We start from the raw sequence: 20,551 nt of genomic DNA, 5'->3' as shown, positions 1-20,551 counted from the left end.
TTGCTTCAGGGGGTGGATGCGCGCGGACCTCAGTCCAGCTTGGTTCCGGTGGACTTGACCAGCGCCGCCCACGAGGCCGTGTCGGCCTTGATGAGCTCGGCAAACTGCGCCGGGGTATTGCCGACCGGCTCGGCGCCCAGCGCCAGCAGCCGTTGGCGGAGCTCGGGCTTTTCCAGCGCCTTGGTGGTGGCGGCGTGCAGGCGCTCGACGATGGCCGTGGGCGTTGCTGCGGGCACCATCAGGCCCTTCCATGCACCGAAGCTGAAGCCCTTGACCGACTCAGCGACGGTCGGCACCTCGGGTGCGGCCGTGGCCCGCTTGTCGGTGGACACCGCCAGCGCCCTGAGCCTGCCCGACTGCACATGCGGCCACAGCGCGGGCATGTTGTCGATCATCATCGCGATCTGCCCGGCCAGCAGATCGTTCATCGCCGGGCCCGTGCCCTTGTACGGGACGTGGACCATCGTGGTGCCGGTGAGCTGGTTGAACCATTCGCCGGCCAGGTGGGACGGGCTGCCGTTGCCCGCCGAGCCGAAGCTGACCTCCTTCGGCCTGGACTTGGCATAGGCGATGAACTCGGGCACCGTCTTCGCCGGAATCTTCGGGTTGATCGCCATCAGGTTGGGCTCCTGGATCAGCAGCGTCACCGGCCGCAGGTCCTTGGCCGGGTCGTAGGGCATCTTTGTGTAGAGGCTCGGGTTGATCACCGTGGGACCGGCCGCCGCGATCAGCAGCGTGTAGCCGTCGGGCGCCGATTTGGCGACATAGTCGCCGCCGATGTTGCCGCCGGCGCCGGCCTTGTTCTCGACGATGACGGGCTGCCCCAGCTCGGGAGCGAGGGCCGCGGCCAGCAGCCGCGCCAGCACGTCGGTGGAGCCGCCCGGTGCAAAGGGCACGATGAGGCGAACCGGCTTGGCCGGATAGGCGGCCGGGTCGGCGTGCACCGCGGAAGCCGCGGCCAGCAGGCAGGCGGCAGCGAGCATGAACATCTTGCGCATGGGAGTCTCCGGTTGATTCTTTGCCAGGGCCCGGAGACTACGCAGCGGCATCACATATGGAAAATGATGTTTCTCTATCTTGAATGCCGTCGCTCGCCAGCACGCCCTGCCGGACGTAGCATTCACCGCGCCACACGAGCCCCCATGCCTGCCGCACGCCACCCCGACCCCGACTTCGCAACCACGCTGCAGCACGGCCTGCAGGTACTGCACTGCTTCACTGTCGGCGAGCCCGCGCTCGGCAACAAGGAACTGTCGGAGCGCACCGGGCTGTCGAAGGCGACGATCTCGCGGCTGACCTACACGCTGGCGGCGCGCGGCCTGGTGGTCTTCGATGCGCACCTGCGGCGCTATCGCCTGGGCTCCACGGCGCTCACGATCGGCTATCCGCTGATGGCGAGCCTGCGCATCCGGCAAGTCGCGCGCGGCCGCATGAAACAGCTGGCCGACGAGGTGGGCGGCTCGGTCTCGCTGGGCATGCGCGACCGCACGCGGATGGTCTACGTCGAAACCTGCCGCGGCCACGACCTGAGCGCATGGCGGCCCGACATCGGCGCGGCCGTGCCGATGCTGCCGACAGCCATGGGGCGCGGCTGGCTCGCGCACGCGCCGCAGCAGTTGCGCGACGCGGTGCTGGCGCAGATCGAGGCATCGGAACCGGGCCAGGTGCGGCTGTACGAAGCCGACCTGGCGCGGGCGCAGGCCGACCTCAAGCGCAAGGGCTTCTGCGTGTCGCGCGGCGCCTGGCGCAGCGACGTGCAGGCGGTCGGCGTGCCGATCCGCATTCCCCAGGACGGCGAGACGCTGGTGCTCAATTGCGGCGTGCTCACCTCGCGGCTCGGCCCGCGTCAGCTCGAGCAAGGCGTGGGCCCACGCCTCGTCGCGCTCGCGCGCAGCGTGGAAGCCGACCTGGATGCCGCGCCATGAAAGATGCGGACACCAAGGACCGCCAGTTCGCCACCACGCTCGCGAGCGGCATCGACCTGCTGCTGTGCTTTCATCCCGGCGAATCGAGCCTCGCGAACAAGGACTTTGCGCAGCGCACCGGCCTTTCGAAACCCACGGTCGCGCGCCTGACGCACACGCTCGCGCTGCTCGGCTACCTGCGGCGCGACCCGGCCAGCGCCAGGTACCGGCTGGGCGCGGCTGTGCTCGGCCTCGGCCATCCGCTGCTGGCCAGCATGCGCATCCGTCCGGTCGCGCGGCCGATGATGGAAACGCTGGCGCGCGAGATCGAAGGCGCCGTCTCGCTCGGGCTGCGCCACCGCATCCACATGGTGTACGTGGAGACTGCGCGCAGCAGCGAAGACTTCGTGCTGACGCCCGACATCGGCGCGCCGCTTCCCATGCTGGCCACGGCCATCGGACGCGCCTGGCTCGCGCGCGCCGCGCCCGAAGAGCGGCTGTCGGTGCTGAACCAGATCCGCGTCGCCGCGCCGGCCGAGTTCGAGCGCCATGCCGCGGCGGCCGAGCTGGCGCGTGAAGAACTGGCGCGCGACGGCTTCTGCAGCGCCCGTGCCGACTGGCAGCCGAACCGGCATGGCTTTGCCGTGCCGCTGCACGGCCTGGTGGACGGCATGCAGTTCGTGCTGAACTGCGCCGTGGCAACCCGGCGCGGCAGCTTCGCGCAGATGCGCCGGGAGGCCGCGCCGCGGCTGCTCACGCTGGCGCACAGCATCGAGCTTTCGCTGGGCCTGCGATAGCGCGCGCCGGCACCGCGTTCAGGATGTCGAAACATGGGTTGCGGCAAATGGAGCGCGCCAACAGACTCCGATGCATGCCATCCGACGCTTTCAAACACACCGCCGCCGCCGCCGAGCCCACGCCACCGCCCGCCACGCCGCAGGGGCCGCTCGCCGGCATCCGGATCCTCGACATGGCCACCGTGATCGCGGCGCCCTTCTCGGCCTCGCTGTGCGCCGACATGGGCGCCGAGGTCGTCAAGCTGGAGCTGCCCGAAGGCAACGACCCGCTGCGCTCGCTCTCGCCCACCACGCCGGACCATGCGCTGTTCTGGAAGGTCTCGAACCGCGGCAAGAAGGGCGTGTCGCTCGACGTGCGCAAGCCGGAGGGCCGTGCGCTGTTCCTGCGGCTGATCGCGTCCTTCGATGTGCTGGTCGAGAACTTCCGCACCGGCACGCTCGACAAGTGGGGGCTCGACGCGCCCACGCTGTGGTCGGTCAACCCCAGGCTCGTCATCCTGCGCGTCACCGGCTTCGGCCAGACCGGCCCGTATGCGCAGCGTCCGGGCTTCGCGCGCATCTTCGAGGCGATGAGCGGCTTCGCCCACCTGACCGGCGAAAGCGGCCGCAGTCCGCAGCACATGAACTATCCGCTCGGCGACGTCATCGCGGGCCTGTTCGGCGCCTTCGCCATCTCCACCGCGATCGCGGAACGCCATCGCCATCCCGACGCACCGGGCCGGGAGATCGACCTCGCGGCGACCGAGGCCATGTTCCGGCTGCTCGAAGCGCTGCCGGTCGAGCACGAGGTGCTGGGGCAGGCGCGCAGCCGCTCGGGCAGCCGGGCCACCTACACGGCACCCTCCAACATGTACCGCACGGCCGACGGCCACTGGGTCACGATCGTGGGATCGTCCGACCCGATCTTCAAGCGCATCTGCCAGGCCATGGGCCAGCCGGCGCTGGCGCACGACCCGCGCTTTGCGACCACGCCGGACCGGGTGCAAAACATCGACGAGATCGATGCGATCGTCGCCGGCTGGTGCGAGTGCCAGACGCTGGCAGCGCTGTCCGAGGCCCTGACCCGCGGCGGCGTTCCCCACAGCAAGGTCTATGCGGTGGACGACGTGATGGCCGATCCGCACTTCATTGCGCGCGAAGCCATCATCCGCTTGCCCGATCCGGACCTCGGGTCGCTGCCCGCGCCCGCGATCGTGCCGCGCTTCTCCGGCTTCAAGCCCGCGCCGCCGCGCACCGGGCCGGCGGCCGGCGAACACAACGCGGAGGTCTACGGTGCGCTAGGCCTTGGCAGCGATGCGCTGGACCGGCTGCAGCGCGAGGGCGTGATCTGAGCGGGCGCTGCAGCTGGCCTGAACATTCGCACCGCCTACTTGAGCGCCGCCACCACGGCATCAAAGAACGGCACCACCGGCAAGGTGCCGTTTCCCGCGGGGTCGGTCTGCGCGCCCCAGACGACGATGACCACCTTTTCCTTGCGGTTGACGTAGATCTGCTGGCCCATGATGCCGTTCGCGTAGAAGGCGCCGTCTGCGGCCGAGGGGCCGCTCGGCGGTATCCACCACAGGTAGCCGTAGTTGATCGAGTTGCCACTTGTCAGCACCTTGGGCGTGCCCGCGTCCGTGACCCATCCGACCGGCACCACCTGCTGGCCGGCAGCCACACCATCGTTCATCACGAACAGGCCGAAGCGTCCGTAGTCGCGCAAGGTGGCGCTGATGCCGCTGCCGCCGATCTCCACGCCGTTGGGTGAGTCGAGCCACCAGTTGGCCTGCGCCTCCATCCCGGCCTTCGACCAGATCTTCTCGGAGAGATATTGCGCCAGGGGTTTCTTGACCGCGTTGTAGACGATCTCGCCGGCCACCTGTGTTTCGCCGGTGCTGTAGTTGTAGACGGAGCCCGGTGCCGCCGCGCGCGGCAGCTTGCTCATGAGATCCATGGCCGAGCCCGGCTTCTGGCTGATCTGCGCCTCGAGCAATTGGCGCCGATCGGAGTTCGGGTTGGTGTAGGTCTCATTCCACTGCGCGCCCGAAGCCATCATCATCACATTGCGGACCGTCGCACCATCGTAGGCGCTGCCCACCAGCCGGCGCACGTACTTGGTGACCTGGTCATCGATGCTGGCAATGTAGCCGTCCTTCACGGCCGCGCCGATCAGCGTCGAGGTGATCGACTTGGCCACCGACATCGACATCCAGCGCGTGCGTTGCGTGTTGCCGTACTGATAGGTCTCATGGACGATCTTGCCGTCCTTCAGGATGAGCAGACCGGCAACACGATTCACCGACATGAAGTCGGCGAGGCTGTATCTCGCAGCACTCACCGTGAAGTTCACCTGTGTGAGCCGCGCGGCCGCAGCGGGCAACGCAGACGGCGTGCCGCCGGGCTCGACAGTGCGCGTGGGAAACAAGCGGTCGATGTTGCGGTAGGTATTGACCGCCAGTTCAGGGGAGAGTGCGCCGTCGTAGATCTGGCGCACTGTGCCGATGGACTCCAACGCATGCGGATAGCCGTCGGAGTTGCCATTGTCCGGAGGGGTCACGCCGCCATTTGCAGGTGGAATGCCGGCGATGGGAAGAACCGCGCCGCCACTCCCACCGCCACCACCACCACCACAAGCAGCAACCAGCATCGCCGCCGCCATCAGGAGAACCGAAGGAGCCGCGTGCAATCCGCGCGATAGTACGAATGACTTCTTTTGAACACCTTGATCCACGCGGCCCCCTTTGTTGGTGTGACGCCCGACGAGTGATGGCGATGCGCTTTGTCGCCTCGCCGCACGGCGGCGCGATGGTTGCATATGTCTGGCTCTGCCACAAGCGCAACCTGCCGCGAGATGCGCCGCCTACGACGCGGCAACCGCCTCCTTGACGAAGTCCGCGTAGCTGCGCAGCGGACGGCCGAGCATGGCCTGCAGGCGATCCGCTGCGCCCTCCTCACCGTGCATGCCGAACTTCTGGATCCCGGCCATCATCAGGCGCATGTCGTAGGCCAGCCAGGACGGGCCCAGCGCGGCCATCTGGCCTTCGAAGGCGGCCACGTCATCGCCGCCGTAAGCCACTTCGCGGCCGAGTGCGGCACTCCAGGCCTTGGCCACCGAGGCGCCGGTCAGCAGCTCGGGGCCGACCAGCTCCAGCGTCACGCGCGGCAGTGGCGCTGGTGCGCGGTCGCGGCGCAGCAATTCGGCAATGGCGGTGTCCGCGATGTCCCGCGCGTCGATCATCGCGACGCCCGTGGAGCCGATCGGCATCGGGTAGACGCCGTGGCCCTGGATCACCTGCTGCACCATGCGCTCGTTCTGCATGAAGTACGCGGGCCGAAGGATGGTCGCCGGAATCTCGAGGCTCTCGATCATTCGCTCGACCGTGTGCTTGCCGGTGAAGTGCGGCACGTCGGTGAACTTGTCCGCATGGATGACCGACAGGTAGACGATGCGCTCGATGCCGGCCTCGCGCGCCAGGTTCAGCGCGACGAGGGCTTGGGTCACTTCGTCGGGCGTGACGGCGTTCAGCAAAAACAGCGTGCGCACTGAGGACAACGCCGCGCGCAGCGAGGGCACGTCGGTCAGGTCGCCGACGACCTCCTTGACGCCCGCCGGGAAGGCTTGCTTTCCGGACGTGCGAACGAACGCGCTGACGCTGGCGCCGGCAGCGGCCAGGCCTTGGACGACGAGGGAACCGATGGTGCCGGTGGCACCAGTGACGAGAATGCTCATGAAAATCTCCTGGGAAGTTGAAGAGGGATAAAAAAAGATCGATCAGCGCGAGAAGTCCGCGACCACCTTGCCGATGCGCGGGTCGGTGCGATTGCGTTCGATGGCCGCGGGGATGTCGCCGAAGCCCACGGTTTCGCCGAGCTTGGAGATCAGCGTGCCTTCGGCGATCTCTGCCACCAGCCGTTCCAGCAGGGCGGTGTCCGGCTTGTTCATGAACCACAGTCCGCGTCGGCCGGACGGCGTGCGGGCCAGGATGTCGGGCGAGGACGTGCCGACGATCACGCCGTCCTTCGACAGCACCTGCCACGAGCGATCGAGCACTTCGCCGCCGACGTAGTCGAGCACCAGGTCGATGTCCTGCGCGACCGACTCGAAATGTTCGGTGCGGTAGTCGATGACGTGGTCCGCGCCCAGGCTGCGCACGTATTCGAGGTGCGCGGTCGATGCCGTCGCGAACACTTCGGCACCCGCCCGCTTGGCGTACTGCACGGCATAGCCGCCCAGTCCACCCGCGGCGCCGTGGATCAGGATCCGCTGGCCTGCGGTGATCGGACCCGCGTGGTGCAGGCTTTGCCAGGCGGCCACGGCCGCCACCGGAACGCCGGCCGCATGAACCTCGTCCAGGCCTTGGGGCGTGCGCACCAGGTTCGCCTCGGCTACGGCCACGACATCGGCATAGGCACCGAGCCCGCCCAGCGGCCCCATGACGCGATCGCCCACGCGAAAGCGCGAAGCGCCGGGGCCGAGTGCCTCGACGGTGCCCGCAAGCTCGATGCCCAGCACGGCGGGCAGCTGCAGCGGGAAGGCTTCCCGGACGAAGCCCTCGCGGACCTTCCAGTCGATGCCGTTCACGCCCGCGGCCCGAACGCGGACCATGACCTGGCCCGGCCCGGCTGCGGGGCGCGCGATCTCGGCGACCTCGGCGGCGGCCGCGCCGCCATAGGCCCTGATCAGCACGGCGCGTTGCGTAGTGGTGTTGGTGGTCATTTCAATTTCCTCATCTCGAAGTTGCGATGGGGAGAAGATAGGCCGTTGCATTCGCAAAACGAAGACCCGAAAATGAAAACACCTCGTCTCAAATCCGGAACACATGGACCTGAACGCATTGACCGACTTCGCGCTCGTCGCAGCGAATGGCGGCCTCGGAAAGGCAAGCCGCGCGAGCGGAAGATCGAAGGCGACCCTGTCCCGGCGCATCGCGGACCTGGAAGAGCAGCTCGGTGTGCGGCTCATCGAGCGCAGCGCCCGCGGGCTCAAGCTCACGGAGGCGGGCCAGATGCTGATGGACCGCACCGAAGGGCCGATGCACGAAGTGGCCGACGCCATGACCTCCGCGCGCGAGGGCCTGTCGGTGCCGCGCGGGCGCTTGCGCATCGCCTCGCCGGTGCTGTTCTCGCAGCTGGCGATGGGCCGCATCGGCGCCGAGTTCTGCGCGGCTTATCCCGAGGTCAGCTGCGAGGTGGTGGCGGACGATCGCCTGGTCGACCTCGTCGAGGAGCAGTTCGACGCCGCGATCCGGATCAATCCCAGCCCCGACAGCAGCCTCGTGGGCCGGTGCTTCGCCAAGGACCGGCTGGTGGTCGTGGCCGCGCCCTCGGTGCCCATGCCCAAGCGAGGCAAGGGCAAGGTCAGCGCTGTTCCCGGCGTTGTTGCAACAACCTTTCAGGGCGGCAACTGGACGCTCGATGACGGACGCCTTGTCGTGGAGCCGGTCCCGAGGCTCAGGCTTTCATCGTTCCTGATGATCCGCGACGCCGCGGTGGCCGGCGCCGGCGCCGCGCTGATCCCGCAGTCCATCGCGTGGAACCAGCTCACGCGCGGAGAACTTGTTCAGTGGGGCATGGTTTCGGGCGTGGAGGTCGCGCTGTGGGTCCTGCACACATCGAGGCGGCTTCCCGCGCCGAAGGTCCGCGCGTTCGTCGACTTCATGTGCGAGCAATATCCGCAGGGGTCTCTGGTGCTGAATGGATAGAAGTCGGCAGCCTTGCCCGATGCAGCGCCGCTGAACCCTCGGGCTAGCCTTTGAGATAGCCGGTCACGAGGCGTGCGCCCTCGTCGATGAGCGCATCCATTCGATCGCCGGTCAGCACCTTGCCATGGTGCAGCACCGCGTTGTGCGTCAATGCCTCGATCGTGGTGACGCAGACGAACGATGCGAGCTCCAGGTCGTCGACGGCCAGCTCGTCCCGCGCCGTCTCGAGGTAGGCCCTGAACAGGCTGAAGTTTTCGCGGCTGAAAGTCTCCAGCTTCTCGAGCCTTCCCACGCGCGGGATCTGCTCTGCAAGCACGCGGTGCAGCTGGGGATCGAGCCGATGCGCTGCAACCGCGACCGCGACGAACCGGCGTATCGCCTGGTCCAGCGGCTGGGCCCTGACCTGCGCCAGTTCGCTGCGGACCATTTGCATGATCTGCTGCTGGTGGCGCTCGATCACGGCGGCGACGAGTGCCTCCTTGCTGGGGAAGTATTGATAGAGCGAGCCGATGCTCACCCCCGCGACTTCCGCGACGCGGTTGGTGCTCGCCTTGTCGAAGCCTTCCTTGACCAGAATGCGAGCAGTTGCCTCGATCAGGCTGCCGACCGTCGCGCGCGATCGCTCCTGGACCGCGATTTTCCTGGGCTTGGTGACCGGTTTTTTCGCCATGTTCCGCAGCCGTCAATGCGAGTGGAAAAAGCGAATGATCGCTCATATTCTTGGCAGACGCGCAAACATCCCAGGAGACCCATGACATGCACGACACATTGCACCGCCTCTTCAGCTTCAAGGCTTGGGCCGACGACCAGCTGCTGACGGCGCTCGCCGGGCTCGGCGACCACTCACCGGTCACCGCACTGGCCATCAAGGCGTTGAGCCACACGTACGTGGTGGACCGCATATTCGCCGCCCACCTGCGGCGAGAAGCCCACGCATACCCGTCGGCCAACCTGAGCGAGATGCCGACGCTCGCAGCCCTGGCCGCCGATATCCGGAGAAGCGACCTGGAATACATCGACCATGTCTCGACGCTCGACCCCGCCCAGCTGGCCGAAAGTATCGACTTCGCGTTCACCGACGGCGCACCGGGGCGCATGTCCCGCGAGGAGATGCTCATGCATGTCGTGACGCACGGCGCGGGCCATCGCGGACAGGTCAGCGCAGTGATGCTGCTCCATTCCGTGCCGCCGGCCAAGGATGGCTTCACGGCGTACCTGCACGAGGCCGAAGCGCCGGCGAGAAGGCGGAATTGCCTCGTCGCTTCTCAGGCCTCTCTTCGGGCCGGCAGCGCGAGCCGCGGCTTGCCGAGCACCTGAGTGGCCACCCGCGATGCGAACCGCCGCGTCACGAATCGCACGCTGAGGCACGACAGCTTGTTGAACAGGCCGGGCACCACGGTGCGCTTGCCGCGCAGCATCGCGCGGATGGCGGCGCGCGCCACGAACTCAGCGCTTTTCGTCGAGGCGTTCGCGATCCACGAGTAGTCGCCCCCGCCCGACGCGGCGTGGAAGGCCGTTTCGGTGCCGCCAGGGCAGACGCAGGTCACCGTCAGCGGCGTGCCGCGGTGCTCGTCATGCAGGCCCTCGCTGAAGTTGCGCACGAACGCCTTCGACGCGGCGTACAGCGCCATGTTCGGCACCGACTGGTACGCGCCCGTCGACGCGATGTTCACCATGTGCGCAGGTCCGGTGCTTGCCTTGCGCGCGTCGACGAAGCAGCGCGCGAGCGCGACGAGCGAGGTCATGTTGAGCTGCACGAGCTCCGCGTCGCGCGCCCAGTCGACCTCGTCGAAGCGGCGGAAGTAGCCGAACCCGGCGTTGTTGATCAGGATGTCGATCGGGCCGCCGGCGATCGCCTCGTCCCACAGCGCACGCGCGGCATCGGGCTTGCCGAGGTCCCCGGTGATGATCTCGACCTTGACGCCCTTGCAGGTCGCGGCGACCGCCTCGAGTGCGTCGCGGCGCCGCGCCGTCAGCACGAGATCGACGCCCAGCGCCGCGAGCTCACGCGCGATGGCCGCGCCGATGCCGCTGGATGCGCCGGTCACCAACGCGCGCCTGCCGGCGTGAGCAGCTTTGTGAGTATTCAGATCGCTCATGTTTTTCCTTGATCCAGCGCACTCATGCGTTGACGTCGACAACCGTACGGCCCTGGACTTTTCCTGCGAACAATCGCTCGACGGCTGCAGGCACCTCGGCAAGGCCGACCACATGCGTCGCTTGCGCGAGCTTGTCCAGATCCAGGTCCCGCGCCAGCCGCGACCAAGCCTCGATGCGCACCTGTTGGGGCGCATTGACCGAATCGATGCCGGCCAGCGTCACATTGCGCAGGATGAATGGCAGCACCGAGGCCGGAAGATCGGTGCCCTGGGCCAGGCCGCAAGCGGTGACCACGCCTCGATACTTTGTCTGCGCCAGCACGTTGGCCAGTGTGTGGCTGCCGACCGAGTCGACGGCACCGGCCCATCTTTCGCGGGCGATCGGCGCCCCCGGCTCCGACAGCGTCCGGCGATCGATGATCTCGGCGGCCCCCAGCTTGCGCAGATAGCCGCCTTCCTCCAGTCGCCCTGTGGAGGCAACGACCTGGTAGCCGAGACCGGACAAGAGGGCAATGGCGATGGAACCGACGCCGCCATTGGCGCCCGTCACGAGAACGTCGCCATGCTGGGGCGTGAGCCCGCCGTGCTCGAGCGCCAGCACGGAGAGCATCGCCGTGTACCCCGCCGTTCCGATGGCCATCGCGTCCTTGGTGGACAAGGCTGCCGGAAGCTTGACCAGCCATTCGCCCTTCACGCGCGCCTGCTGCGCATAGCCACCGTGGTGGGTTTGGCTCAAGCCCCAGCCATTGGCGACGACGCGGTCGCCAGCAGCGATGCCAGGGTAGGAAGAAGTCCTGACCGTGCCGGCAAAGTCGATGCCGGGAATCAACGGGAACTGGCGGATGACCTCCGCGCGGCCGGTGATGGCCATTGCGTCCTTGTAGTTGACGTTGGAGTAGTCGACGTCGACCACGACGTCCCCGGGCATGAGGTCTTGTTCGCTCAACGAGACCACGCGGGTGGTGATCTTGTCGCCTGTCTTGCTGGCGAGCAGTGCTTGGAAGGTCATCGTGTTCTTTCAAAAGGAGTGTTGTTTGGAACGGAGTGCGAAACGGCTAGCGGGCTATCGCGTCGAGCCGAAGATCCTTGCGCACCCCGGCGTCCAGCAGGCTGGCCGGCGCGAACCTGCGCAGCAGGCGCAGGCGGCCGGCCATGCCGGGGGCGTAGTGGGTCTTGGGCTGCGTGGCCGTGGCCGCCTTCAACACGATGTCGGCCACCACCTCGGGGCCTTCTGCGCCCGCGATTCCATCCTTGAGCCGCTGCTCCATGCCCGCGCGAATCTCGCGGTACATGTCCAGCGGTGTGTCGGGCTGCATCGAGTTCGCTTCGAACGGCGTGTTGATGTAGGGAGGCTCCACCACCGAGACGCGAATGCCCTGCGTGCGCAGTTCATGGTCCAGCGATTCCGAATAGCCGGCGACCGCGTACTTGGTGGCGGAGTACAGCGCCATGTAAGGCGAAGGCAGGAAGCCCACCACGGAGCCAATGTTGATGATGCGGCCACTCCCCTGGCGACGCATATGCGGTACGACGGACCGGATCATCCGCACCATGCCGAAGAAGTTGGTGTCGAAGATGGCCTGGGCCTGGGCAATCGAGCTCTCTTCCGCACCGGCGGGAGCGACCCCGAAGCCGGCGTTGTTGACCAGCAGATCGATGCGGCCCTCCAGTTGGATCAGTTGCCGGACCACAGCATCGACCGACGCGTCCTGGGTCACATCGAGTGGCAGCATCTTGAACGTTCGCTGGCCCACCTCGCCGCCGCCGCGCCGGCTGGTGCCGTAGACCTTGTAGCCCGCCGTTGACAGCTTCTGCGCAATGGCTTCGCCTATGCCGGACGAGGCCCCTGTCACGAGGGCCACCTTGTTCTTCGTGCTCATGTTTTTCCTTCAGTTTGATAGTCGCATGATGCTCATCATATTTTCTGGCGAGCGAAAGGTCGATGGGTGCCAGTGTTCTCAGGCGATGGGCAGGTGCTTCAAGGCAGCCTCGCGCAGGCTGTCGGACAGCGCAGGCTCGTCGACGACGCGGGCCAGCAGCAGGGTGCCGACCATGGTGGCGACGGTCACGAGCGCGCGTTCGTGGGCACCGGCCTGCCCCCAATCCGGCGACTGGCGGGCCACAAGATCGACCATTTCCTTGATGTAGCGGGTGTTCGCTCGCCGGACTTCGGGGGTTTGGCGCGCGGTTTCCGAACCCAGCGCGGCCAGGGGGCACCCCCGCTCGACCTGCTCCAGGTTTTCTCGCGAAAGATAAGCGTGGAGCATGTAGGTCAGGGCCTGTTCCCGGGGCACGCTGGCAGCCGCCTCCGCCGCTATGGCGGCCGACTCCGTACAGGCCCGCTCCGCTGCTTCCGCCAGCATGGCCTCGCGCGAGGCGAAGTGGGCATAGAAGGCGCCATGGGTCAGGCCGGCCTCCTTCATGATGTCGGCGACTCCGGTTCCGTCATAGCCGCTGCGGCGGATCGCCCGCGCCGCAGCCGAGACGATGCGCTCGTGCGAGGCTTCCTTGGCCGCCGTTCGGACGGGATGTTTCGAATTTCGCATGATGTTCATCATATACGATTTCAAAAAGGTGCGCTGATGATGTTTTGGGCGATAGCCGCTCAGTGGCCGAGGCATGGTCGAGCAGTGCCGGGCGCCTGTCACAAGGCAATGCGCCCGCTCGTCTAGGAGGTGTTGTTCCCTCAACCCTCAAGCTACAAGGAGCTCACCATGTCCTCAGCCCGACTCGACTATCACGCCCTCGCGCCTGCGGCAGCGCGTGCCGGTACCCAGTTTTCCCACGTCGCCGGCAGTACGCTGGACAAGCGCCTGCGTGAATTGGTGAACTTGCGCATCAGCCAGATCAACGGCTGCGCCTTCTGCATCGACATGCACTGGGCCGACCTGCTCAAGCAGGGCATGGACCCGCGCCATGTCAACGCCGTGGCCGGCTGGCGCGAGGCCGAGCGCTTCTTCAGCGAAGCCGAGCGCGCCGCGTTCAACTGGGCCGAGGCCGTCAACGCGGTGCCGCATCGCACGCCCAGCGACGCGGACTTCGAGGCAGTGAAGCGGCACTTCAGCGACGCACAGATCGCGGACCTCTCGTTCGCGGTCTGCGCGATCCGCTCGTGGAACATGCTCAATGCCAGCTTCCACACGCAGGTGCCCGAAACGCCGTACACCGTCGGCTGAATCCGCCCGGCCGGCCGGCCGGCCGCCGCGATCAAGCAACATCGGTGGTGGCCCGGCCCTGCGAGTCCTTCGGTGTGCGCGGCGCGGAGCGGGTGATGCGCCGTCGCCGGCGCTTCGTTCAATCCGCAGCGAGGCGCTTGAACACCGCCTGAAGCAAGCCGAGATTCGACGCATCCGCGGCCACGGCATCTCGGCGGAACGAACTGCTGTCGTAGGGCGAATAGCTGTTGATGGGGTTGTCGATGGCCGGGCGCACCGGTACGACGTAGGTGCGGAGCTTTCCATCGAAGCTGTAGCGCTCGTTGTTGCGCGGTAGCGGCCCCAGCACCGAATCCCCTGCCAAGGTGTTGGCAAGATGGCGCCTCACGCTTTCCGCGTCGACGCCGTAGGGCCCTGCGCTCTCCACGACAACGCTCTCCGGTCCGGTACGGGCAGCCAATTTTTGGACGGCGAGGCTCCCGCTTGGCGCCTGGCTGGCGACCTCGCCGGCCATCGCGGAAGTCACGGTGAAGAGCGAAGCGGCGCAGAGGGCGAGTGCCATGCGGCCGAAAGTAAAATCCAAACTCATCGAGAACTCCTTCGCCTGGGCGGCACTGCGGAATCGAGGTTATAGCCGAACGGGTCGAAGTGCCCGGTGAGGGCGTCGCCGGGACACGCTGTAGCGGCCTGCGCTGACAAGAGGCGAATTTCTTGAAACCAGAATTCATGCATGGGAACCAGGAAGCCACCCGCCTCGAAGCGAAAGCCCCTGCCGAGCAGCACGGTCGATGACATGAAGACGGAACGGCTCCGCCTGTCCGGCGGCACCGAACTGTCGTTCACCACCGCGGGCGAGGCGTCCAGACCCGCCTTGCTGCTGCTGCACGGAACCCCGAACTCGGCCCGGCTGTTCCGGGCAGTCGTGCCCGCGCTGTCGCAAGCCGCTTTCGTGATCGCGCCGGATCTGCCCGGCCACGGCGAATCCGAGCCGCTGCCGGCCCCGTCGTTTCCCGCCATCGGCCAGGCGATTTCGGAACTGCTGGACTCGCTCGAGATCGGGCCGCGGTTTATCTACCTGCATGACTGGGGAGCGCCCGTGGGCCTGCAGATCGCGATGCAGGCGCCAGGGAAAGTCCTCGGCCTCGTCGTGCAGAACGCCAACGCGCATCGAGCCGGGTGGGGACCGGGATGGGCTGCAACGCAGGCCTACTGGTCGCAGCCCACCGCAGAAAACCGGGCGGCGGCGACCGCGCACCTGACGCTCGCGGGCACACGCGACACCTACGTCGCGGGCGTCCCGCCCGAGGTGGCCGAGCGCATCCCCGCTGAGCACTGGGAAGAGGATTGGCGGGTGATGAACCTGCCGGGCCATATGGACACCCAGCGGGCGCTGATCGCGGACTACGGAAACTACGCCGCCCGCTTCGGCGCCATCGCCCAGTACCTCGAGCGTTGGCAGCCCCCTGCCCTCATGGTGTGGGGAAGGCACGATATCTATTTCGACCTTGCCGAGGTCCTGTCCTGGATGCGTGCGCTACCCAGGATGGAAGCCCATGTCCTGGACGCAGGCCACCTGCTGCTCGAAACCCATGGGGCCAAGGCCGTTGCGCTGATGCTCGACTTCATCAGGCGTACCCAGGCGCCTTCCGCGAGTGCTTGAAGTCCATGAGCGAGCCCGGGTGGTTTGCCGACGAGCCGGAATGATCTTGATTGACAACATAGGACACCTGTCCTACAGTTTGCGCCTTCTTTAGGTCAACTGTCCTATCCAAGCCTTGCCTACCCGCGACAGCATCGTTCAAGCCGCCGACGCACTGTTCTACGAGCGCGGGTTCGAGCACACGTCCTTCGCGGACATCGCGGATGCCGTGAAGATCTCGCGCGGCAATTTCTACTATCACTTCAAGACGAAGGACGAGATCCTGACGGCGGTCGTGGCCGCGCGAATGGAGCGCACGCGAGCGATGTTGACGCAGTGGGAGACCGAGGGCGAGAGTCCGCAGGATCGCATCCGCCTGTTCATCACCCTGCTGATCCGCAATCAAGCCAAGATCATGCGCCACGGCTGCCCGGTCGGCACCCTGTGCACGGAGCTGGCAAAGCTCGGGCACCCGGGGCAAGGCGAGGCCAACGCCATCCTGGATCTCTTTCGCGTGTGGCTGCGCGGGCAGTTCCGCCAGATGGGCCGGGGCAAGGAAGCGGATGCGCTCGCCCTGCATCTCCTGGCGCGCAGCCAGGGAGTGGCGGTACTCGCGCAGTCTCTGCGCGACAAGAAATTCATGCAGCAGGAGGTGGCGCTCATGAGCGCCTGGGTCGAGTCCTGCGCGCCGGTGAAGGCAAGGGCCTCCGAGCGTTCGCGCTAGCCATCTTTTCAGGAAAGGTCATTCATGTTCTGTGTGTTCCTCAAGTTCTCGAGCAACAAAGGCCAGGCATCACGCCACATGGCGGAGCACATGCGATGGATCGAGCAGGGATTCGAAGATGGCGTCTTCCTCCTGACAGGCAGCCTCTCGGGCAATCAGGGCGGCACCGTCCTGGCACACAACACCACCCGCGAGGCACTGGAAAATCGCGTGGCGCTGGATCCCTTCGTAGCGCAGGACGTGGTCAAGGTCGAGATCGTGGAGATAGCGCCCGGCAAAGTCGACGAGCGCCTGCAGTTCCTGGTGGAACGTCCTTGAAATGGGCCCGACTCTCCTCGGGCCCGATGGGCAGCCGCGGTGTCGCTGGTGCGCCGCCGCTCCCGAGTTTCTCCACTATCACGATGCTGAGTGGGGCTTCCCGGTCACGGATGACCACCGCCTCTTCGAGAAGCTGTGCCTGGAAGGTTTCCAGTCGGGCCTGAGCTGGCGCACCATTCTGGTCAAGCGAGAGAACTTCCGGAAAGCCTTCCTGGGCTTCGACTACCGGCGTGTCGCGCGCTTGGGCGAACGTGACGTCGAGCGATTGCTGGGCGACAGCGGCATCGTGCGTCATCGCGGCAAGATCGAGGCCGTGATTCACAACGCGCGCATGGCCGAGGAGATGGCGCAGCGCGAGGGATCGCTGGCGTCCTACTTCTGGCGCCATGAGCCGAACCCTGCGCAGCTCGCAGAGCCGCAGACGGCGTCTGCCTCGGCGTCGTCGCAGGCCCTGTCCAAGGACCTGAAGAAACGGGGCTGGAAGTTTGTCGGGCCCACCACTGTGTATGCCTTCATGCAGGCCGTGGGGCTGATCAACGATCACGCCGCTGGGTGTGTGACACGCGCCCGCGTAGAGCAGGCGCGCCGGGCGCTTGCATTCTCGATTCCCTGAGATCAGCTTCCGAAGTGTTTGGCCGCGAGCTCCTTGGCACGGCGCATTCCCTCGTCCGTGAGGTAAACCGATTCTTGCCTGCCATGGGCCTTGGTGATGAGGCCTTTTTCGTGGAGCTCGTCCATGATTGCGAAGTCATATCGCTTCCATACGCGTCCGTTCTCGAACTCGAAGACGCCGAGCAACGCCAAAACCAGTTCTTCGACTTTGACCATGTCATATCTCATGCCATCACCCCTTGGCTTTCAACATTGGATGGACTCGCGCAGTCGGCGGCCTCGCCTCCCGATACCCATCACACAGCGCGATCCCTCGCGCTGCTCCTGAGCAAACTCGCCGCGCTCCCCGCCAACGCAGCCAGAGCCGCGATCGCCAGGCCCCAGTGCACCGCGCTGTGGGACGGCGGCAGCTCGAACATCAGGCTCATCAACAGGCTGCCGAGCGTCAAGCCCGTGAGCCGGGCGGTGCCTTGCGCGCCACCGGCGGCACCGCTGCGTTCCTTGGGTGCCGAGAGCAGCATGTTCTGGTTGTTCGGTGTCTGGAAGAAGCCGAAGCCCAGGCCTGCGAGGCTCGTGAACGCGGCGATCGGCACGGCCGGGCTGCCGTGCAGCGGCCACAGGGCGCACAGGGCCAGACCGCTCGCGAAGCACGCACTGCCGGCCGCGCACAGCCAGGCGCTGGGCACGCGCTGGGCCAGGCGCGCCGACAGTGGCGCGGCCAGCATCACCGCCAAGGGCCAGGGGGTCATCAAGAGGCCGGCCATCACCGCGCTCTGGCCGAGTTCGTGCTGGATGTAGAACGGCAGTGCCACGAGGCCGGCCATCTGGCCGGTGAAGCAGCACACGGAGGCAATGACCGAGATCCGAAAGGAATGCACGCGCAGCAGGTCGAGCGGGATCAACGGTGCCGCCTTCGGCATCTCGCGCCTCACCAGCAGGACCATGCAAGCGGCCGACAGCACAAGCAACGCGCCGCCGTGCAGCGGCTGCGCCACCAGCCGGTCGCTCCCCAGCACGAAAGAGGCGAACATGACCGCGTTGAGCGCGATGCTCCAGCCGTCGATGCGGCGCACCGAGCGCGCCGGGCTCGGCAAGCCCGCGCAGGCGGCGAGCACGAGGAGGCCGATCGGCAGGTTCACCGCAAAGAGCCATGGCCAACTTGCCACGGAGAGTATGAAAGCACCCAGGGTGGGTCCCGACGCTGAAGCGGCCGCGACGGCGAGCGCATTCCACGCGATCGAGCGCGCCAGCAGCCGGCGTGGATAAGTGAAGCGCAGCAACGCCAGCCCAAGCGGCATGACGGCCGCACTGCCCAGGCCCTGAAGGCACCTTGCGGCCACGAGCCATGGCAGCGATGGGGCCAACGCGCACAGCACCGACGCCGCGGTGAACAGCGCGACGCCGCCCGCAAAGACCCGCCGATACCCGAAGCTCTCGCCGACCGCAGAAGCCGGCAGCAGGAACATGACCACGGCCAGCTGGTAGGCGGTGATGACCCAGACGGCGTCGGCGGATCTCGCCTGCAACTGCTGGGCAATGTTGGGCAGCGCGATGTTGGCGATGGCGCCATCGAGCACCACCAGCACGCCCGCGCCCAGGATCGCGGCGACGGCCAGGCAACGCCGCGGCAGCGGCAGGCCGTCGGCATCGTGCACCGCCTTGGCGTCGTCGTTCACCTCCCGGGCTTCGGCGGTGCGTGAAGCAGTGGAAGAAGAGTCGGGTCGAAGTGTGGATGTCAACATGGGTCCAGCTTAGGACTGCGCACACGGCTTGCACAGCGCGTGGCGCGCAGCTTGTTCCTGCATGCGGCGCCTGTCGCAATCCTCGCGGCCGTGCTAGCTTCGGGCATGCCGACAGAAGCCGACCTGAACCTGCTGTTTGCGTTGAACGCACTTCTCTCCGAAGGCAGCGTCGCCAAAGCTGCCGAGCGCCTGGACCTGAGCGAGTCGGCGATGAGCCGCGCGCTCGCGCGGCTGCGGGAATCCACCGGGGACCAGCTCCTCGTGCGCGCGGGCCGCGCCATGGTGCTCACGCCGCGTGCGCTGGCATTGCGCGACCGCGTCAGGGAACTGGTGCAGGAGTCGCGCGCGGTGCTTCAGCCCGCCGGCGCGAGCATGGACCCCCGCACGCTCCGGCACCTGTTCACGATACGGGCCAACGACGGCTTCATCGAGGGCTTCGCGCCCCAGCTGGTGGCCCGCGCCGCGCGCGAGGCGCCGGGCGTTCGCCTGCGCTTTGCGCCCAAGCCCGACAAGGACGTTCGTCCCCTGCGCGAAGGGTTGCTCGATCTGGACATCGGCGTTCTGGGCGAGTCGGGCCCGGAGGTCCGCGTCCAGGCGCTCTTTCGCGACCGCTTCATTGCGGTGGTGCGCGATGGCCATCCCCTGCTCGCCGGACCCGAGATCACGGCCGAGCGCTATGCGGCCTGCGACCACGTGGTCACTTCACGCCACGGCCGGACCGTGGGGCCGGCGGACGACGCACTCGCCGCAATGGGCCTGGTGCGCAACACCGCGGTCGTGGTGCCCAGCTTCGGCACTGCCTTGTCGATAGCGGCCGCGACCGACCTGGTTGCGTTGATACCGTCTTCCTACTTCGAACACCTGAGGGCGCGCGGCACGCTGCGCTCGTTCCCGCTGCCGATGCCCACGGAGCAGATCACCGTGTCGCAGATGTGGCACCCGCGCCTGGATCGCGATCCTGCGCATCAGTGGCTGCGCGGGTTGGTGCTGGAGGTTTGCCGGCCACTGAACGAGCGGACAAGCGCGTCGTGAATGCATTCACGTCACAGCGACAGCGGCAGTCCCAGGTGCCGCTCGTACACCATGTCCCGGTGCCGCAGCAGTACATCGTCCAGCGCTGCATCGGTCACCGGCTCGCGGAACTCGAAAGCCCGGCGCGTGGCGGGGTCCATCCCGCAGATGGCGTGCGGCAACGGACGCATCAGCGCCAGCGCGGTCGCGCTGTAGATGTCCACTGCGCCAAGGCTTGCGCCGATGTAGTAATCGCTGCCGGCCGCCTGCTGCGCCTTCAGGCGCGCCGCCAGCATCTTCAGCACAGCCACCACGCGCGCGGGTGCACTCGCGCCCGCCTGTGGACTGAAGCCGTACTTCTTGCCGATGTATGCCGCGGCCGGCGCAGCGAAACCGCCCTCTCCTGCCAGGCCGGCCTGCACCAGCTGCAGGCGGCGCGACCAGGCCAGCCCCTGTTCGCCGCAGATCTCGTGGGCCAGGCCGAACATCAGCGCCCGCTCAGCCGCATCGGCCGGCAGGAGCGAGGGCTGCGGCGCGAGCCGCTCGCACAAAAGCAGGATGTCCGCCCAGCCCGAGCGCGGCGCCTCGTTGTTGTAGACGGCCACGGGCGCGTTGCGCTGGCCGGCCCACTCCTTGAGTTGCGGACTGTCGTAGGCCAGGCGCACCGCTTTCCACGGAATGCGTTTCACATGCAGGATGCCCTTGGCCGCCTCCGACCACGGACTGGGAATGTGGCCTACCACCACCATGCGCAGGCCGGTGCCGGCAATGGCTTCTTCCACGCCGATGTATTCGATGCTCATGCGCGCATTCTGCGCGACGCCCATGGCCTCGAACGAGGGTTCGTCGGGACGCCGCCAGCGCTA

The 20,551-nt window shown here is 67.1% G+C and carries 24 protein-coding genes; 11 read left to right on the top strand and 13 right to left on the bottom strand.

All coding sequences use genetic code 11. The features are described 5' to 3' along the window. Window positions 1-29: 29 nt before the first annotated feature. Complete coding sequence (locus tag VPA02S_RS19530) at window positions 30-998, bottom strand: Bug family tripartite tricarboxylate transporter substrate binding protein (protein ID WP_015866240.1); 969 nt, start codon at window positions 996-998, stop codon at window positions 30-32. Window positions 999-1,142: 144 nt separating this feature from the next. Between VPA02S_RS19530 and VPA02S_RS19525 the strand changes: the two genes are divergently transcribed. The 3 genes from VPA02S_RS19525 (at window position 1,143) to VPA02S_RS19515 (ending at window position 4,032) form a co-directional block, all read left to right on the top strand. Beyond that, the gene (locus tag VPA02S_RS19525; protein WP_062365246.1) at window positions 1,143-1,925 is read left to right on the top strand and encodes an IclR family transcriptional regulator; all 783 of its coding nucleotides are present in this window, start codon (window positions 1,143-1,145) and stop codon (window positions 1,923-1,925) included. Continuing rightward, on the top strand, window positions 1,922-2,701 hold the full coding sequence (locus tag VPA02S_RS19520; protein ID WP_015866238.1) for an IclR family transcriptional regulator: 780 nt from the start codon (window positions 1,922-1,924) through the stop codon (window positions 2,699-2,701). Before VPA02S_RS19525 ends, VPA02S_RS19520 begins: the two co-directional genes overlap by 4 nt. Before the next feature lie 74 nt (window positions 2,702-2,775). After that, window positions 2,776-4,032 (top strand): CaiB/BaiF CoA transferase family protein, encoded by a 1,257-nt coding sequence (locus VPA02S_RS19515; RefSeq protein WP_015866237.1) that lies wholly within the window; start codon window positions 2,776-2,778, stop codon window positions 4,030-4,032. Window positions 4,033-4,067: 35 nt separating this feature from the next. On the opposite strand, the gene VPA02S_RS19510 is transcribed toward VPA02S_RS19515, so the two are convergent. From VPA02S_RS19510 to VPA02S_RS19500, 3 genes are all read right to left on the bottom strand, one after another. Next, window positions 4,068-5,240: a serine hydrolase domain-containing protein gene (locus tag VPA02S_RS19510; protein ID WP_015866236.1), complete on the bottom strand. Its 1,173-nt coding sequence runs from the start codon at window positions 5,238-5,240 to the stop codon at window positions 4,068-4,070. 303 nt (window positions 5,241-5,543) lie between these two features. After that, window positions 5,544-6,413 carry an NmrA/HSCARG family protein gene (locus VPA02S_RS19505; RefSeq protein WP_015866235.1) on the bottom strand — a complete coding sequence of 290 codons (870 nt, stop codon included), beginning with the start codon at window positions 6,411-6,413 and terminating at the stop codon, window positions 5,544-5,546. Window positions 6,414-6,455: 42 nt separating this feature from the next. Then, the gene (locus VPA02S_RS19500) at window positions 6,456-7,400 is read right to left on the bottom strand and encodes an NADP-dependent oxidoreductase (RefSeq protein ID WP_015866234.1); all 945 of its coding nucleotides are present in this window, start codon (window positions 7,398-7,400) and stop codon (window positions 6,456-6,458) included. A gap of 103 nt (window positions 7,401-7,503) precedes the next feature. Between VPA02S_RS19500 and VPA02S_RS19495 the strand changes: the two genes are divergently transcribed. Beyond that, window positions 7,504-8,385 (top strand): LysR family transcriptional regulator, encoded by an 882-nt coding sequence (locus VPA02S_RS19495; RefSeq protein WP_015866233.1) that lies wholly within the window; start codon window positions 7,504-7,506, stop codon window positions 8,383-8,385. 43 nt (window positions 8,386-8,428) lie between these two features. On the opposite strand, the gene VPA02S_RS19490 is transcribed toward VPA02S_RS19495, so the two are convergent. Beyond that, on the bottom strand, window positions 8,429-9,055 hold the full coding sequence (locus VPA02S_RS19490; protein WP_015866232.1) for a TetR/AcrR family transcriptional regulator: 627 nt from the start codon (window positions 9,053-9,055) through the stop codon (window positions 8,429-8,431). A gap of 86 nt (window positions 9,056-9,141) precedes the next feature. On the opposite strand from VPA02S_RS19490, the gene VPA02S_RS19485 reads away from it, so the two are divergent. Next, window positions 9,142-9,702, top strand: a complete 561-nt coding sequence (locus tag VPA02S_RS19485; RefSeq protein WP_015866231.1) for a DinB family protein — start codon at window positions 9,142-9,144, stop codon at window positions 9,700-9,702. Here VPA02S_RS19485 and VPA02S_RS19480 read toward each other — a convergent pair. From VPA02S_RS19480 to VPA02S_RS19465, 4 genes are all read right to left on the bottom strand, one after another. Beyond that, on the bottom strand, window positions 9,651-10,484 hold the full coding sequence (locus VPA02S_RS19480) for an SDR family NAD(P)-dependent oxidoreductase (protein WP_015866230.1): 834 nt from the start codon (window positions 10,482-10,484) through the stop codon (window positions 9,651-9,653). The genes VPA02S_RS19485 and VPA02S_RS19480 overlap by 52 nt on opposite strands. A gap of 22 nt (window positions 10,485-10,506) precedes the next feature. Continuing rightward, the gene (gene acuI / locus VPA02S_RS19475) at window positions 10,507-11,493 is read right to left on the bottom strand and encodes an acrylyl-CoA reductase (NADPH) (RefSeq protein WP_015866229.1); all 987 of its coding nucleotides are present in this window, start codon (window positions 11,491-11,493) and stop codon (window positions 10,507-10,509) included. Window positions 11,494-11,539: 46 nt separating this feature from the next. Continuing rightward, the gene (locus tag VPA02S_RS19470) at window positions 11,540-12,364 is read right to left on the bottom strand and encodes an oxidoreductase (protein WP_015866228.1); all 825 of its coding nucleotides are present in this window, start codon (window positions 12,362-12,364) and stop codon (window positions 11,540-11,542) included. Window positions 12,365-12,442: 78 nt separating this feature from the next. Continuing rightward, window positions 12,443-13,042: a TetR/AcrR family transcriptional regulator gene (locus VPA02S_RS19465; protein WP_015866227.1), complete on the bottom strand. Its 600-nt coding sequence runs from the start codon at window positions 13,040-13,042 to the stop codon at window positions 12,443-12,445. 156 nt (window positions 13,043-13,198) lie between these two features. Between VPA02S_RS19465 and VPA02S_RS19460 the strand changes: the two genes are divergently transcribed. Then, window positions 13,199-13,660, top strand: coding sequence for a carboxymuconolactone decarboxylase family protein (locus VPA02S_RS19460; RefSeq protein WP_062365245.1), 462 nt, complete (start codon window positions 13,199-13,201; stop codon window positions 13,658-13,660). 118 nt (window positions 13,661-13,778) lie between these two features. Here the strand turns inward: VPA02S_RS19460 and VPA02S_RS19455 are convergent, their stop codons facing one another. Beyond that, window positions 13,779-14,228, bottom strand: coding sequence for a hypothetical protein (locus tag VPA02S_RS19455; protein WP_015866225.1), 450 nt, complete (start codon window positions 14,226-14,228; stop codon window positions 13,779-13,781). A gap of 204 nt (window positions 14,229-14,432) precedes the next feature. Between VPA02S_RS19455 and VPA02S_RS19450 the strand changes: the two genes are divergently transcribed. From VPA02S_RS19450 to VPA02S_RS19435, 4 genes are all read left to right on the top strand, one after another. Continuing rightward, entirely contained in the window at window positions 14,433-15,299 is an 867-nt protein-coding gene (locus tag VPA02S_RS19450; protein WP_062365422.1) for an alpha/beta fold hydrolase, read from the top strand. Window positions 15,300-15,414: 115 nt separating this feature from the next. Then, window positions 15,415-16,002: a TetR/AcrR family transcriptional regulator gene (locus VPA02S_RS19445; protein WP_244883644.1), complete on the top strand. Its 588-nt coding sequence runs from the start codon at window positions 15,415-15,417 to the stop codon at window positions 16,000-16,002. Between the two features lie 24 nt (window positions 16,003-16,026). Beyond that, entirely contained in the window at window positions 16,027-16,320 is a 294-nt protein-coding gene (locus VPA02S_RS19440) for a YciI family protein (protein ID WP_062365243.1), read from the top strand. A 1-nt stretch (window position 16,321) separates the two neighbouring features. Further along, window positions 16,322-16,933 (top strand): DNA-3-methyladenine glycosylase I, encoded by a 612-nt coding sequence (locus tag VPA02S_RS19435; RefSeq protein WP_062365242.1) that lies wholly within the window; start codon window positions 16,322-16,324, stop codon window positions 16,931-16,933. Between the two features lie 2 nt (window positions 16,934-16,935). On the opposite strand, the gene VPA02S_RS19430 is transcribed toward VPA02S_RS19435, so the two are convergent. Together VPA02S_RS19430 and VPA02S_RS19425 are read right to left on the bottom strand one after the other, a co-directional pair. Continuing rightward, entirely contained in the window at window positions 16,936-17,148 is a 213-nt protein-coding gene (locus VPA02S_RS19430; RefSeq protein WP_244883642.1) for a DUF6429 family protein, read from the bottom strand. An 80-nt stretch (window positions 17,149-17,228) separates the two neighbouring features. Next, entirely contained in the window at window positions 17,229-18,608 is a 1,380-nt protein-coding gene (locus VPA02S_RS19425; RefSeq protein WP_244883640.1) for an MFS transporter, read from the bottom strand. Between the two features lie 171 nt (window positions 18,609-18,779). On the opposite strand from VPA02S_RS19425, the gene VPA02S_RS19420 reads away from it, so the two are divergent. Continuing rightward, the gene (locus VPA02S_RS19420) at window positions 18,780-19,706 is read left to right on the top strand and encodes a LysR family transcriptional regulator (protein WP_062365421.1); all 927 of its coding nucleotides are present in this window, start codon (window positions 18,780-18,782) and stop codon (window positions 19,704-19,706) included. A gap of 11 nt (window positions 19,707-19,717) precedes the next feature. Here VPA02S_RS19420 and VPA02S_RS19415 read toward each other — a convergent pair whose 3' ends face one another. Next, the gene (locus VPA02S_RS19415; RefSeq protein WP_244883638.1) at window positions 19,718-20,488 is read right to left on the bottom strand and encodes a glutathione S-transferase family protein; all 771 of its coding nucleotides are present in this window, start codon (window positions 20,486-20,488) and stop codon (window positions 19,718-19,720) included. Between the last annotated feature and the right edge of the window lie 63 nt (window positions 20,489-20,551).

It is taken from the genome of Variovorax paradoxus NBRC 15149, from assembly GCF_001591365.1.
Taxonomy (GTDB): Bacteria; Pseudomonadota; Gammaproteobacteria; order Burkholderiales; family Burkholderiaceae_C; genus Variovorax; species Variovorax paradoxus.
The sequence above is the reverse complement of the archived record's forward strand: the minus strand, read 5'-3'. Positions and strand labels throughout refer to the sequence as shown.